The organism is Bacteroidota bacterium (assembly GCA_016720935.1).
Classification (GTDB): Bacteria; Bacteroidota; Bacteroidia; order AKYH767-A; family 2013-40CM-41-45; genus JADKJP01.
The window spans coordinates 58,924-74,624 of sequence record JADKJP010000007.1; the positions used below are offsets into that span (position 1 = coordinate 58,924).

The following is a 15,701-nucleotide window of genomic DNA, read 5'->3' on the forward strand; positions in this document are numbered from 1 at the left end:
GCGCGACAGCCTATGATGACGAGAGGCCTCTTCACCTCCCTGCTTTTACTTTTTATTATTTCCGGCTTTAACGTTCAGGCCCAACAGTCAAGAATCTTTGGAACCGTCAGGGATTCCTCCAATAAACCTGTTTTTGGAGCTACTGTAGCTGTTTTTGGTAAACCAATTGGTGTTTCTACTTCAGAAAACGGTAGTTATTCACTCACACTTCCTTCCGGACAAGTATTTAAAGTGGTCTTCAGTTTTACCGGCTTGAAGGCTGATACAGTTATTGTTCAACTTAATCCGGGAGAAGAAAGAAATATCGATAAGAAACTCCGTGACCGTGTTGTCGAAATGGGAACAGTTGTGATTGAAGAAAGGTCCATGAAGTCATTGAACCTTACCCGAATCGATCCAAAAGTTGTTTCGGTGATTCCTACTCCAAATCAAAGTATTGAAGATCTGATCAAAACACTTCCGGGTGTTGGTTCAGCAAATGAACTGAGTTCTTCCTATTCAGTAAGAGGTGGTAACTATGATGAGAACCTGGTTTATGTAAATGATTTTGAAGTCTACCGTCCATTATTGGTACGATCCGGACAACAGGAAGGTCTTAGTATCATCAATCCTGACATGGTGGAATCGATCCAGTTTTCTGCCGGAGGTTTTGACGCTGTGTATGGAGACAAACTTTCCTCAGTCCTGGACATTAAATACCGAAAACCGAAAAAGTTTGCCGGTTCAATCAGCGCCAGTATGCTCGGTGGATCTCTTGAACTCGAAAACCGGAGTAAAAACAAAAAGTGGTATTACATGGCAGGTGTTCGCCAGAAATCAAATCAATACCTTCTGAATACTTTTGATACCAAGGGTGAATACAAGCCTTCATTTACTGACGTACAGTTACTCACCGGTTTTGATTTCAGTAAGAAATTTTCAGTTGAAATTTTTGGGAATTATGCCCGAAACCGATATAATCTTGTTCCGGAATCGAGAGAAACCAATTTCGGAACCATCAATGACGCGAAACGATTTACCGTTTATTTTGAAGGGCAGGAAATCGACAGATACCAAACATTTACCGGCTCTTTTTCAGCAACTTACAGGCCGGCAGATAGTATCAAGCTTAAACTCATCGCCAGCGCTTACCGAACTGAGGAAGAAGAGAATTTTGACATCCTCGGCCAGTACTTCCTGGATCAATTGGAAAATGATTTCGGAAAAGACAATTTCGGAAATGTCGCTTTCAATCTTGGAGTCGGTTCTTTTCTCAATCATGCCAGGAACAAACTGAATGCGACAGTTTATAATGCTGAACACAAAGGTGAAATCGTCAGCGACAATTTGTTGTGGCAGTGGGGCGTAAAAGTCCAGCATGAAGAGATTGATGACAAACTTCATGAATGGTATTACAACGATTCATCCGGATTTTCCATTCCTTCTCCAAGAGACAGCATCAATCCGATGATCACTTTAAATGATGTGGTTATATCGAAATCCAATCTCTCTTCGAACCGGATTTCAGGATACATTCAAAACACCTGGCAGATTCTCGATCGGAACAAATTAATTCTGACAACAGGTGTAAGAGCTAACTATTGGGATCTGAACGAAGAACTGGTCATCAGTCCACGAGGTTCTGTAACCTTCAAGCCTGATCCTAAAAAGAGCTTGAATGTTCGTGCTGCCGGTGGTGTGTATTACCAGCCTCCATTTTATCGTGAGCTAAGGGACCTTGATGGTAAACTGCATCCTGAAACCAAAGCGCAGAAATCGATCCATGCAGTGCTTGGAGCTGATTTCACTTTCCTTGCTCTTGGCCGGGAGTTCAAACTTACATCAGAAGTCTTTTACAAATCGTTAGATCAACTCATCCCTTACAAAGTCGATAATCTTAGAATCCGTTACCTCCCGAATTTCAGTTCCAAAGGATATGCAAGAGGAATTGATTTTCGTCTGTTTGGTGAATTCGTTCCCGGCGCTGAGTCCTGGGCGAGTTTATCCATCCTTCAAACGGAAGAAGATGTGAAAGGCGATTTTTATTATGTTCGATACAATGCCGAGGGTGAAGAAATTATTCCCGGCTTTACTTATGACAACATCGCTGTTGACAGTACCAAGATTGAACCCGGATATATTCCAAGGCCGGCGGATCAGCGTGTAAATTTTGGCCTTTTCTTCCAGGATTATTTACCAAAATTCCCAACTTACAAGATGTCCCTGAGTCTGCTTTTTGGAACGGCACTTCCTTTTGGACCTCCGGGAAAAGACCGTTACAAAGACATCCTCCGTACACCCACCTACCGACGGGTTGATATCGGCTTCTCGAAACAATTAATCGGGGATGAAGTAAAACATAAACCAAAGGGTAAGTTCCTTGGGAATTTAAAATCTCTTTGGATAGGAGTTGAAGTGTTCAACCTCCTGCAAGTAAGCAATGTTGCGTCTTACAACTGGGTAACCGACATCAGCAATGCCAGGAGATATGCCATTCCGAATTATCTCACATCCCGTCAACTGAATGTAAGGGTAAATGCCCATTTCTAGACCTTCGAACATTGAAAAAATCTGCGCTGTCGAAATGAAAAATATTTTCCGCCTGATTTTGCTTTTTCTTTTTCTTCAGGTCTCTGCATCAGGGCAACAGGTAATTTTCTGTGAAAGTGTGAATGACAATACCGGTGAGCCTTATCACGCCAGTTCGTATTTTATTATCGGCAGTAATGGAGGGTCGTTGATGATGTTGTTGAAATTATCCGATGTGATCAATTCGAATACTCTGAAAATTGATGTTTTCAAAATTGACGAGGAGACAAAAAAAGAGGTTTTTAATAATACAATCAATGCCAATCCACAGCCTCACTTCACCTGGATAAAAAAAGAAATTGAATTTCATTTGCCCGGTGAATATGTCGTTTATGTATACGATGCTGTCGATCGTCTTATAGGTGTCGGCAAAGTGCGAATTGTGGTGAGTTGAGTTTTACCGGAAAGGTGAATCCGGCTCTTTCGCCATATGATTGTATACTACCTTATCCATCATCCCCGGAAAAAATTTGTTCAGGAAAACCGTTAGTTTCCCATCTCTTGTCATGATGATGTCCCGCTTTCGTCCTTCCACAGCTTTGTAAATTCTGCGAGCGACTTCCTCCGGTTGCATCATCTTCTTTTCATCCCTTGGCGATTCTCCCTGGGTATTTCCATCAGCGGCCAATGCAGTATTGCGGATATTGGAAGCGGTGAAACCCGGACAAGCTACCAAAACATGTAAACCGGTCTTGAGATTTTCGGTACGTAATGTCTCTAGAAATCCCTCCATCGCAAATTTGGATGCTGAATAACCTGTTCGTCCGGGCAATCCTTTCTTTCCGGCAATTGAAGATATTCCAACAACGCTGCCCTTTGATTTTAGTAAATGAGGCAGCGCGTACTTCGTACAATATACTGTTCCCCAAAAATTAATGTCCATCAACTGGCGAATCACATTCAGATCAGTTTTCTCAAAAACTGCACGCATGGAAATTCCGGCGTTGTTAATCAGTACATCAATACGTCCGAATGTTGCCATGGTCTCTGCCATCAAGCGCTCACAATCACTTTCTTTGGAAACATCTGTTGCCACAATGAGAGCCTTCCCTCCTGCTTTTTCAATATCCTTTTTCACGGTTTCCAACTGATCCACTTTTCTGGCAGCGGCAACCACATTGTATCCGTTCCTCGCGAATTCGATTGCGAGAGATCTGCCAATTCCTGAAGAAGCTCCGGTAACAACAACGACTTTTTCCATTCTGCCAGTATTGGATCAATTAAGATTTTTATCCGGAAATATTTTCCCCGGATTCAGAATACCTCTTGGATCAAACAGGTTTTTAATGCCTTTCATCAGATTCATTTGAACAGAATCGAAAGGGATGTCCATGTAATTTTTCTGAACATAGCCAATTCCATGTTCTCCTGAAATCGTTCCACCCAGAGAAACACATAACTGAAAAATCTCCCGGATACCTTTTGGAACCTCAGTGTCCCAGTCTTCATCACGCATTTCTTCCTTGATGATATTCACGTGTAAATTGCCATCGCCGGCATGACCATAACACACGCTCCGGAAACCATATTTCGCTCCGATCTCTTTTACACCTTTCAATAATTTCGGAAGTTCCGCTCGTGGCACAACTGTATCTTCTTCCTTGTAAATGGAATGGGATTTTACCGCTTCACCTGCTGAACGGCGAGCACGCCAAAGATCAGCTTTTTGCTGAGCCGCATCCGCGAATAAAATTTCATCACAATCGTATTGATAAAGGACTTCAGAAATTTTTTCACAATCCCTGAACAAGACATCTTTATCATTTCCATCCACCTCAATAATCAGGTGTGCCTGGATGCCCTCTTTCAGTGGAATTTTTACATCCACGAACTTCATCACATATTCGATGCAATCACGTTCCATGAATTCAAGGGCTGATGGTGTCACTCCCGAGCGAAAGATCGCGCTCACTGCCTCACATGCACGTTCCGCGCTGAAAAAGGGCACCAGCATGAGAAGGTTTTCTGTAGGCAATGGAATCAGTCTGACCACAATTTTAGTAATCACTCCAAGTGTTCCTTCGCTGCCAATGATCAACTGTGTCAGATTGTAGCCGGTTGAATTCTTCAACACATTGGCGCCTGTCCAGATGACTTCTCCTGTAGGTAATACTACTTCACAATTGAGAATGTAATCCTTGGTTACACCGTATTTCACAGCCTTTGGTCCACCAGCGCATTCAGCAAGGTTACCTCCAAGAAAACAACTTCCCCGGCTTGCAGGATCCGGTGGGTAAAAAAGATTTTTCTCCATCACCGCATCCTGAAAAACCTGATTGATAACACCCGGTTCAACGGTAGCCTGGAGGTTTCTTTCATCGATTTGAAGAATGGAATTGAATCGTTCCATCGCGATGACAATTCCTCCATGCACCGGCAAGGCACCGCCACTGAGTCCGGTTCCGGCACCACGCGGAGTGGCAGGTATATTTTCTTTGTTACAGAATTTCAGGATGGCGGATATTTCCGCTGCAGAACGCGGCTTCACCACGACTTCAGGAAAAAAACGCAAATCCTCAGTATAATCGTGTGAATTATTGCTCAACACCTCTTCATTGGTGAACACAAATTGTTCTCCCACAATTTTTTGTAATTCCTGAAGGTGCTGCTGCTTAATTTTTGTGTACTCCACTTTTGCTTTTATTAACGGTTGATTTTTTCTTCAATTTATCTATATCGTGATTGAATGAATAGGTCATCACTTCGATACTTCCTGTAGCATCTCCGGCATCATCGCCAAGAAAATAAATAACATTGCCCAAAACTTTGGTACTGATGAGATGTGCCATTCCGTATACTGTTGAATCCGCATATTCAAAACGAATTTTCGATCCGGTATCAGGAATCGCGATGTAAGGCATCAAAGTGCTTTCAGGATGAGTAAGCTTACTTCCAAGAATCATCTGGTTGTGGGGCATCTCTATGAAATCCTGAAATATTACATCAACAGGTGATTCGATTTTTTGAGTTTGAACACCGGCGCGATCAAAATGAACCACCATACTGCCCGAGGTACCGGTACTGTAATCTGTCCTGTAAATGGTCAGGAAGGCTCCACTCTTGCTAACATTGAGGTTCGTAGCGTAGCAATCACTGATGCCTCCGTTATAAAATTTTTCCCTGAGAATTTCTCCATTACGATTGTATTTCAATAAAGGTACATCGGACCTGTCGCTGGTATGATTGGCAAATCCGCTGATGTACAAGTGTGTTGAATCATCAATACAAAGGAAGGAGCCTGCATCATTTTCCGCGAAAACTCCGTTATAGATAGTCGTCCACTTTTGGTTTCCGGCAGAGTCCATTTTTTGAATCAGAATATCGGATGTATGTGGTGCCGTGTTGCAATTCCCAACAATATATACATTACAGGAATCGTCGGTTATGACTGCGTTTCCTATATCCATCGTCAAAGAAGCATAGTTGCGTTTCCAGGAAAGGCTACCATCCGGACGAATGCGGTATGCCACCATATTCAACCCTGAATCGGAAGAAGTTTCTGCCCCTGTAACAAGGATATTTTCCCGTTCGTCAACAGCAATCGCCACTGGAGTATCAAACCCGTGAGCAGGACCGTCGAAATGCAAATCAATAACAGGAACACCTTCTGTCGTATATTTCAAAATCAGTATATCCGTATTTCCGGTTTTATCCTTACTCATACCGGTAATCAGAATATTTCCTTCTACATCCAGACACATAGCAACCGGAATATCATCTCCATGATCCGGGTTGTCGTAAATACGACGCCACTCCTCTACCCCCTGAGGATTAAATTTGAAAAGCAAAATATCCTTTGCGGAATCAGGGATTGATGTAGTACCAAGTACAAAACAGTTTTTGGCTTTATCTATTTCTATACTCCTGGCCTTGTTAATGCTATTCAGAGAATTCTTGAGGGTATGTTTCCAACCCGGAATTACCTGACCATTTGAATTACCATAAACAATACTGAAGGCAATAAATAATAAAGACAGGCGTAAAAAAGAATTCAATTTCAACTTGATCATAGGGCATCAAAAATAACAAAAAAAATGCCCTGGAGATTTCCAGGGCATTTTCATTTTGAACTAAAAAAATCAGAGAATTACCATCCGTATTACCTGACTTTTAGAACCGGAAAGTAGTTTAACCAGGTAAACACCGGAATGCAGATTGTATCTATGAGGATCCACCTCTATTTGATATTTTCCCGCTAATTGGTCGGATGAGGAAAGAACAGCAATAGACTGCCCCAATGCATCCGTAAGTTCAATGTCGACTTTGCCTGCATTCACCAGGGAATAAGTTACATTAAACACACCTTTGGAAGGATTGGGATAAGATTTAAAAGAAACTACTGAACCGACAGGGTTGATACCAACAGTTGACTGAATTGAGATCGTATCAATAGTGACCGTTGGTCCACACTGATTGTAAGCATATAGGGAAACAATGTAGGTTCCGATTCCGGGGAAATCATGTGTGATTGCAGTTCCGGATGTCATTTCTACAGGTGATCCATCACCCCAAGACCATTTCAGTGAATCAGCACCTGCAGCGGTAGCCATGAAATTCACAGTGGTATTGCTTACAGTATATGTATAACCTGCCAACGGAAATGAACCAGCTGATTGCTGAGTCAGTGAAATAGGAACAGTCACCCAGTTGTTATCGTCATTTGATTCCAGCATGTTATTTTCAGGATCTGTAATTGAAACGATGTAATAATCACCATTACAAATTGTTGCAGGTAAAATGATTCCCATTCCATTGAGGCTGGAACTGTAGATGTCCAGATTCCCTACATAAATTCCCTGGTCACGGGAACAACCGGTTACGGATCCAAAATCCGAATTGGCAATGTTCGCTTTAGAAAGCGGGTTTCCTGCAGAGTCAACGCAGTAGCCGAAATCGGAATCACAATCACCAAGATTCACCAGGCAAAAACTCTGTTTATTGCCTTCGCCGATTCGTGGCCAGTTGCGTGCATCCGGATCAGGAGTAGCTCGACGCAGGGAGAAATCCGCCCAATTGTCAACGTGTACGTGACCATGTGAAGGGTGATAAGTCATAGTACCTGCAGGGCGATCAAAAAACGTCATCGAATTTCCATCTTTGTGATAGATCCTTTGAGAAATAAGTTCTTTCGGATAAGAGCCATCAGGACAGGTTGTTGTTGAACAGGGAACAGGAACAGAATCACAATAGCATGAATTGGTTCCATGAATTTCCAGCGGGCCCCAACCAATATTTGGTGTTGCATTGCTGAGTGTGATATTTCCGGCAAATTCCTGATGTCCATTTGCAATACACATTGCTGAAGCAGTCATATCGGGTAGCAAATCACAATCAGTTGACAAACCATCCGGACACTGACAACCACCTGGATTTGCACTACTGCAGGCACTATTGCTTTGTGTAGGATCAGCAGGAGGATTCATCATAAAGGTGATGTTCACATAATGAAAAGAGCCTGTATCAGCAGGAGTAAAAACGTCTCTCAGAACGAGGTTCCAGGTACCATTCGGGTCGGAATTATCATTGAAAATATTCACCGATTCCTGGGGGAAATAAGAACCATTAAATGGTGGCGCAGCAAGCTGAATCCAGCCTCCGGTTGCATTTTCCGTGAAACAGGTGTTCGGATATCCGTTCCCATTTCCTCCCTTTGTGTCAACAAGAAGTACCTGTTTACCGTCCGGACTTTGGAGTCTTACCTGGAGGTCAGCAGAAAACTGATGTGTAATTTTCAGGCAAACCGCTCCAAGACCATAACTGGTATTGATGGACGTTGGCAATCCGGAAACCTGGATAGGGATAAAAATATCCGTATTAGTGTTCGGGATCTGGGTCCAGTTGGTGTTGCTAAAGGTTTGAGCCCATAACATTGCCGGAAAAAGAGCAAAGAATGTAAGGAGTTTCTTCATGCTGATGGTCTTAGATTAGAAATTTAGGAATGTTGTAAAAATATAAAAAGAGGCCAATAATCAGCTCATCCTTAATAATTTTCAAAGAATTGTCCACGTTTCTGATGGTTTTTACATGGTATAAATTATGAACAGAATGTCTGAAAGTGGAGAGAAGACGATTTTACTGTTAACTTTGGCGAAAATCAACCTATCGTTATGCAAATTACCGGTATACTTAAAGTAAAGAAATCCGAGCAGGTCGTGAACGACCGATTTAAAAAGAGAGAATTTGTCCTGACTGACAATTCCTCACAGTATCCTCAGCACATCAGTTTCCAGCTGACGCAAGATCGTTGCGGTCTTTTGGATTCAGTGCAACCGGGTGAAAATATTACAGTTCATTTCAATCTTCGCGGACGTGAATGGACCAGCCCTCAGGGGGAGATCAAATATTTCAATACTCTTGAAGCATGGAAAATCGACAAAGCCGGTGCATCCACAGGTGGAGAATTCAACCAGTCGGTTCCGGATTATGAAAGTATGCCGGCTCCTGCGAAAGATGATTTGCCTTTCTAAACCGGGTTTATAAGGACATAGAATTAACAGAAAAGCAGAAGTGGATTCAGAAGGCTAAACCCTCAGAATCCACTTCTGCTTTTTTATATTATTCAAGATTAGTGAACGTGGCCGTGAGAGATTTCCTCTTCAGTTGCTTCACGAACATCAACAATTTCTCCTGAAAAATGAAGAGTGTGTCCGGCAAGTGGATGATTGAAATCCATTTTAACAGTTTTTTCATCATAACCCAGAACACGTCCATTCAGGACATTCCCCTGGTTGTCACTCATCGGCAGGACGTTTCCGATTTTTAAAATTTCAAAATCGATCACATCTTCTACTTTGAAAATATCAATTGGCAGACTGATCACAGCAGTTTCATCCGCGTCGCCATAAGCGTCCATCGCTTCGATTACGAAATCGAAAGAGTCACCGGAACCTTTTCCTTCAAGGCCTCTTTCAAATCCTGGAATCATCATTCCTACTCCATAAAGAAAGCGAAGTGGTGATGAAGCATCCGCCGTTTCAATGTGTCTCTTTTCTTCTGTCGGAAGATTGGCCTGTAACCGATAAGTAACGGTAACAACTTTATTATTCGCAATTTGCATCTTGGATTTTTTTTTGACAAAGTTATATTTATTTTAATTTGTAACCTGTACTTTACGAATAATTTCAAGAACCCGAATACTTCTATTTGCCTGATTATTATGGATTCACTGACTCATACTGTCCTGGGTGCCTGTGCCGGAGAAGCACTGGCAGGCCGGAAACTAGGAAAAAAAGCAATGCTTTGGGGTGCACTTGCCAATAACCTTCCGGATATTGATGTGATTACTTCCGGTTGGATGAACCAGGCGGATTCCCTGCTTGCCCATCGTGGATTTACGCATTCCATTTTGTTTGCTCTCCTGATGACTCCAATTCTGGCCTGGTGGTTCAAACGAACAGTGAAAAATGAACAGATGTCCTTTCAGAACTGGTTGATTTTATGGGGCAGCGGTTTGTTTTTTCATATCGGAATAGACGCATTGACAGCCTATGGTACAGGATGGTTTGAGCCTTTCAATCATCATCGTGTTTCTTTCAACATTCTATTTGTGGCTGATCCATTTTACACGATTAGTTTGCTCATTGCAAGTATCGCTTTGCTTGTACTGAAGAGCTCCAGCAATTACAGAAAATTCTGGATGCGTTTTGGTTTGCTAATTTCCAGCGTTTATATACTGTATGCTTTCAGCAATAAATACAGTATCGACAAAACATCCAGACAAAATTTCAGTGAACAAAATATCAATGAAGTAAATTATTTCACAACTCCTACTCCACTCAACAACTGGCTCTGGTTCATTGTCGCGAAAACAGATTCAGGATATTATACCGGATATCGTTCCTTGTTCGACAAAACAGAACACATTGATTTTACTTATATAGCCAGACAAGATTCTTTGTTGCAGCAATATAAATCCAATGATGAAGTTCAAAAACTCATCCGTTTTTCAAAAGGATATTACTGTGTCGAAGCAATGGGTGATACCGTTCTGCTGAGCGATCTTCGATTTGGCCAGATTACAGATTGGAAAAACGGAAAATCACATTTCGTATTCCGCTATGCACTTAATAACAATGTGAACAACGATCTGATTATTCAAAAAGGAAGAATGGAAGGATCGGGGAAAGAAGCGCTGGAGGCTTTGATTGAGAGGGTAAAAGGTTATTAGTTATGAATTATGAGTTATGAGTTATGAATTTTGAGTTATTAGTTATTAGTTATTAGTTTAGGAATGAAGGGATGATTTATTAATGAAAATTTTTTTCACAAATCATCAATCTAAAATCTAAAATCAGCAATTCCCAAATTCAATTCGCCCCTCGTCCCTACTGTTTTACAAATCCGCAGCTTTTGCAATAAGCTCCGCAATGTCGAGGACTTTCACGGATTCTTCTTTGTTGAAATTTTTAACTCCATCGGTCATCATGGTCATACAAAAAGGACAACCAACAGCGATATAATCGGGATTTAATGCGAGAGCTTCTTCGGTACGTTCAACGTTTACGTCTTTACTCCCCTTTTCCGGTTCTTTAAACATTTGAGCACCACCGGCACCGCAGCAGAAACCTTTGGCTTTGGAACGTTTCATTTCGGATAATTCCGCATCCAGTTTCTCGAGGACTTCACGAGGAGCTTCGTACACATTATTTCCTCTTCCCAGATAACAGGGATCATGGAAGGTAATTTTTTTACCCTGAAAACTTCCACCCTGAACTTTTATTTTTCCTTCTGAAAATAGCTTCTGTAACAATTCGGAATGATGTACGACCTCGTAATTACCACCCAGCTCAGGATATTCGTTCTTTAATGTATTGAAACAATGCGGACAGGCAGTTACAATTTTTCGTATTCCATATCCATTCAAAACCTGGATATTCATCATCGCCTGCATCTGGAATAAAAACTCATTCCCGGCTCGTTTCGCGGGATCTCCGGTGCAGCTTTCTTCAGAACCCAACACGGCATATTTAACTCCGGCATGATGCAGAATTTTTGCAACCGCACGAGTAATTTTCTGAGCTCTCTCGTCAAAACTCCCCGCGCAGCCTACCCAGAAAAGTACATCCGGTGCTTCTCCCTTTGCGGCGTATTCAGCCATTGTTGGTACCTGGAAATTCATTTGATAGTGAAGAGTGAATGGTGATTAGTAAATAGTTGTTCGTTGTTGGTTATTGGTTGTTGGTGACGTGAAATGATCTGAACTTACTTTTATCCTTCAACCTAATTTTGAATTTTGACTTTTGAATTTTAACTTAATTCTATGCTCCTTCTTCCGCCCATTTGAACCGATCTGCCTGGGCAAATTGCCATGGAGCACCATTGTTTTCAATTTTACTAAACATCCCGGCCAGTTCTTGTGGAACTTTTGATTCTTCCATCACAAGATATCGGCGCATGTCGACAATGATACTGAGCGGATCAATATTCACAGGACAAGCATCCGTGCACGCATTGCAACTTGTACATGCCCACAATTCCTCTTCTGTAATATAATTCAGCAATGATTTATCGTCACGGAAATCTTTGCCATGCTTGTCGATATTTTTTCCTACTTCCTCCAGTCGATCACGTGTGTCCATCATGATTTTCCGGGGAGAAAGCAGTTTGCCTGTTTGATTAGCCGGACAAGAAGAAGTACATCGGCCGCACTCAGTGCAGGAATATGCATCCATCAATTGTTTCCAGGTGAGATCATACACGTCTTTGGCACCAAATCGTTGCGGAGCAGCATTGGGATCTGTCGGAGGAGGAACCGCGGATGGATCCAGCATCAGCTTCACCTCACGGGTGACACTTTCCATGTTTGTGAATCTTCCTTTTTGCTCCAGGTTGGAATAATAAGTGTTCGGGAAAGAAAGAAAAATGTGGAAGTGTTTTGAATACGGAACATAGTTGAGAAACAGAAGAATCCCGACAATGTGAAACCACCAGCAGAAACGTTCAATCATTTCCAGTGATTCACTGCTCATTCCGGAAAACACATTAGCGAACATTGAACTCACCGGGAAAGAACCAGCCTGGATATAATGTCCGAAGCCTCTGCTTTGAAGGATGCTGTCGGTGGCGTTCATGGTCAGGAAAGCAGTCATCAGCAATACCTCTGTGATCAGAATGATATTCGCATCTGTTCGTGGCCAGGAGGTCATTTCTTTCATCCAGAACCGTTTTAGCTTCAGGATATTTCTTCTTGCAAGAAATACAAGCACTCCAACCAGCACAAGCAGTGCCAACACTTCAAAACATGCAATCAGAAAATTATAGACCGGTCCGAGTGAAGCAAAAAACCGATGTGTGCCAAAAACACCATCGATGATAATTTCAAGTACTTCGAAATTAATGATGATAAATCCAACGTACACAAAAATGTGCATGATTCCTGCAACAGGTCTGACCACCATTTTTGATTGTCCTAGCGCTACACGAACCATGGTCATCCAGCGGTCGCCGGAACGATCATTCCGGTTTAAATCCCGGCCCAGACGAATATTGCGTATAATTTTCGAAAGGTTTCTTGAAAACCAATAAGAAGCCGAAACGAAAAGCAGAACGAAAACTATTTGTGCAATCATGCTTTATTGATTCAATATTTATTGATGAAAATTAAGAATCGGAATCATTCACCGTTTTTTCATCCACTAAAAGCAAGCAACAAATTAAAGTCTACTCACTCCATATGTTTTAAAGACCAGAACCATTCAACCAACCACCAACCACTAACAACTAACAACTAACACCTAACACCTAACACCTAACAACTACTTCCCGCTCTCCGCCTTTTTCTTCTTCCCTCCAAATGAAATCAAAGAAAGATTGATATATCTCTTCGGATTCTCATGTAAATCGGTGATCAGTGCATCGAGGTTTCTCGCTGTCGAATTCAGATTATTGTACAAACTATCATTCGTTGCCAGTTGACCAAGTGAGCCTTCTCCTTTGTTCATTCCTTCAAACAATATTGCCGTTTGCTCCAGTGTTTTCTTCGCGTTATCTATCGTCAGGGCCAGATTTGCTTTCGCAAGTGTATCCGAGATAGATGCGAAATTGTTCAGGATATCCGCAATCTTGTCGTTGTTATTTTTGATATTAGTAGTAATGGATTCAAGATTGTCGAAGATCATCCGTAGACGACCTTGCTTTGCCAATACTGTATCCATATTCGAAGCGATATTCTGAATAGAATACAGAGAATTGGAAATACTCTCAAAGGATCTTTTGAGATTATTTTTTGTCTCTTCATTGAACACACCGCGAAGAATCAATAAAACCGAATCCAGTGAACTCAGAAGATTTTCCGCTTTCAGTTTGATTGGTGCGACCTGTGCACTGACTTGTTCTGTCAGACTACTTTGCATCGCGCTCTGAAGTGTATCGCCATTTTGCAATTCATCTTGCGAATCACCAAAGACCATACGGATGCCTTTTGTTCCCAGAAGATCTGTACTGTAAATTTCCGCGACGGAGTTTCTCGGGATCCTGACTTTACTGCTAACGTGCATACTCACTAAAATCTTTCCGGAAAAGTCAGGTAAAAGAATAAGGTTTCTGACCAGACCCACTTTCATACCATTCACCAAAATGACATTACTCGCTGTTAATCCGTCCACTCTGTCGTAGATCGCATACACAAGTTTCTGGCTGGTGAAAAAATCTTTTCCCTTCAGATAATTTACCCCCCATAACATCAGGGCGATGCCGGTGGTAACAATCAATCCGATTTTTGCTTCTTTCGATAGTTTCATAGATCTCTTTCCTGCCCTGTTAAAGGATTTCCGATATGTATCGTACCGGAAAAGTTCTTAAAAGTAAGTATTTTTTATTTCTTCTTTAGTCGCTCTCTTGCTTCTTTGATACTGATCCGCTTATTGTTGAGATAAGCCACTACAAAGGCATCCTTGAATCCTTTCACACGCATTTCATCCTGCAATTCAACAGCTTCTGCCATTCCCTGAACTTCACCATAAACGTATTTGTACATTCCTTTTTCTTTCTCTTCCCTCACATCTTTCAGGCCTTTGAATTTTGAACTTCCTTTAACAATTTTTGAAGGAGAAATCAAAATCTGTACACCAAACATTAATGATTCATCCGAATCTACAGTTGTCTTATCGTTTTCTTTCGGAATATTTGGCACAACAACTTTGTCCTCTTTCGGGCTTTCAGTATTGTTTTCTTTTCCTTCGCCTGAATCGGGTTTTGATTCGTTGCCGGATGACTTGACAGCAGGAGTTGAATCGCCTGACTGACTTGAGGACTCCTGCTCAATCTTCTCCTGTTTTATGCCGCTGGACTCAATCGCGCTCTTATAACTCTTGAAAGCATTGTAAATACCATGCGATACTTCCTGCTGGCCTTTTTCTGAATCAAGATATTTTGCTTCCGCAGGGTTGGAGAGAAAACCTGTTTCGATGAGAATACTTGGCATTGCTGTTTTGTACAAAACAAGGAAACCTGCCTGCTTCACACCACGGCTTGGCCGGCCTTTGGCTTTGAGTTCCTGCTGAACAGAAGATGCCAGCTTCAGACTTTGATCGAGAAAAGTATTTTGATAAAGTGAAAAAATAATGTTCGCTTCCGGACTGTTCGGATCAAAACCATCGTATTGCTTGGTGTAATCTTTTTCAAGAAGTACGACTTCATTTTCTCTTTTTGAAACCTCCAGATTGGCTTCTGACATATGCAATCCCATTACCCAGGTTTCAGCGCCCAGGATTTCCTCGTTGCAGACATCCTTCTTCTTTTTCTTGTTGTAATAACAGGCTGAATTGCAATGAATGCAAATAAACAGATCAGCTCTTGCGTTATTCGCGATGGCTGCGCGCTGGTGCAGCTCTACAAATACATCGGTCTTACGTGTGTAGATGACTTTTACATCCGGAAAATGATCCTCGATGTACTTGCCGAGCTTCAAAGCAACGCCCAATGCCACATCTTTTTCTTTCACATTCTTTCCCAGACAGCCGGAATCATGACCGCCATGCCCTGCGTCGATCACAACCTTGGTCACACCATAAGGGCGGGATTTGAAAGGAGTGAATGAGGTGGAAATAAGTAAACAACCAATTGCCAGTAGTTTACCAACAAAAGGAAGTCCGGGACGATATTTTTTCGTTAGTTTTGAAGCCAAAACAGAGGCA

13 protein-coding genes are annotated in these 15,701 nt (G+C 41.9%); 4 read left to right on the forward strand and 9 right to left on the reverse strand.

What is annotated here, in order from left to right; translation table 11 throughout:
• Positions 1-12 precede the first annotated feature (12 nt).
• Positions 13-2,529, forward strand: a complete 2,517-nt coding sequence (locus IPP86_14520) for a TonB-dependent receptor (protein MBL0139718.1) — start codon at positions 13-15, stop codon at positions 2,527-2,529.
• 34 nt (positions 2,530-2,563) lie between these two features.
• Positions 2,564-2,962: a hypothetical protein gene (locus tag IPP86_14525; GenBank protein MBL0139719.1), complete on the forward strand. Its 399-nt coding sequence runs from the start codon at positions 2,564-2,566 to the stop codon at positions 2,960-2,962.
• 3 nt (positions 2,963-2,965) lie between these two features.
• Here IPP86_14525 and IPP86_14530 read toward each other — a convergent pair whose 3' ends face one another.
• From IPP86_14530 to IPP86_14545, 4 genes are all read right to left on the reverse strand, one after another.
• The gene (locus IPP86_14530) at positions 2,966-3,769 is read right to left on the reverse strand and encodes an SDR family oxidoreductase (GenBank protein MBL0139720.1); all 804 of its coding nucleotides are present in this window, start codon (positions 3,767-3,769) and stop codon (positions 2,966-2,968) included.
• A gap of 15 nt (positions 3,770-3,784) precedes the next feature.
• The gene (locus tag IPP86_14535; protein MBL0139721.1) at positions 3,785-5,200 is read right to left on the reverse strand and encodes an FAD-binding protein; all 1,416 of its coding nucleotides are present in this window, start codon (positions 5,198-5,200) and stop codon (positions 3,785-3,787) included.
• Complete coding sequence (locus tag IPP86_14540; GenBank protein MBL0139722.1) at positions 5,181-6,578, reverse strand: hypothetical protein; 1,398 nt, start codon at positions 6,576-6,578, stop codon at positions 5,181-5,183. Before IPP86_14540 ends, IPP86_14535 begins: the two co-directional genes overlap by 20 nt.
• 69 nt (positions 6,579-6,647) lie before the next feature.
• The gene (locus tag IPP86_14545; protein ID MBL0139723.1) at positions 6,648-8,477 is read right to left on the reverse strand and encodes a T9SS type A sorting domain-containing protein; all 1,830 of its coding nucleotides are present in this window, start codon (positions 8,475-8,477) and stop codon (positions 6,648-6,650) included.
• Between the two features lie 198 nt (positions 8,478-8,675).
• On the opposite strand from IPP86_14545, the gene IPP86_14550 reads away from it, so the two are divergent.
• On the forward strand, positions 8,676-9,035 hold the full coding sequence (locus tag IPP86_14550; GenBank protein ID MBL0139724.1) for a DUF3127 domain-containing protein: 360 nt from the start codon (positions 8,676-8,678) through the stop codon (positions 9,033-9,035).
• A gap of 98 nt (positions 9,036-9,133) precedes the next feature.
• On the opposite strand, the gene IPP86_14555 is transcribed toward IPP86_14550, so the two are convergent.
• Positions 9,134-9,625, reverse strand: coding sequence for an FKBP-type peptidyl-prolyl cis-trans isomerase (locus IPP86_14555; GenBank protein MBL0139725.1), 492 nt, complete (start codon positions 9,623-9,625; stop codon positions 9,134-9,136).
• Between the two features lie 99 nt (positions 9,626-9,724).
• Here IPP86_14555 and IPP86_14560 point away from each other — a divergent pair, with 99 nt between their 5' ends.
• Positions 9,725-10,735, forward strand: coding sequence for a metal-dependent hydrolase (locus IPP86_14560; GenBank protein MBL0139726.1), 1,011 nt, complete (start codon positions 9,725-9,727; stop codon positions 10,733-10,735).
• Between the two features lie 165 nt (positions 10,736-10,900).
• Here the strand turns inward: IPP86_14560 and IPP86_14565 are convergent, their stop codons facing one another.
• The 4 genes from IPP86_14565 to IPP86_14580 all read right to left on the reverse strand — a co-directional run bounded on the left by IPP86_14565 (position 10,901) and on the right by IPP86_14580 (position 15,691).
• On the reverse strand, positions 10,901-11,686 hold the full coding sequence (locus IPP86_14565; GenBank protein ID MBL0139727.1) for a (Fe-S)-binding protein: 786 nt from the start codon (positions 11,684-11,686) through the stop codon (positions 10,901-10,903).
• 139 nt (positions 11,687-11,825) lie between these two features.
• Positions 11,826-13,136 (reverse strand): (Fe-S)-binding protein, encoded by a 1,311-nt coding sequence (locus tag IPP86_14570; protein MBL0139728.1) that lies wholly within the window; start codon positions 13,134-13,136, stop codon positions 11,826-11,828.
• A gap of 186 nt (positions 13,137-13,322) precedes the next feature.
• Entirely contained in the window at positions 13,323-14,306 is a 984-nt protein-coding gene (locus IPP86_14575; GenBank protein MBL0139729.1) for an MCE family protein, read from the reverse strand.
• 74 nt (positions 14,307-14,380) lie between these two features.
• Positions 14,381-15,691 (reverse strand): N-acetylmuramoyl-L-alanine amidase, encoded by a 1,311-nt coding sequence (locus IPP86_14580; protein ID MBL0139730.1) that lies wholly within the window; start codon positions 15,689-15,691, stop codon positions 14,381-14,383.
• Between the last annotated feature and the right edge of the window lie 10 nt (positions 15,692-15,701).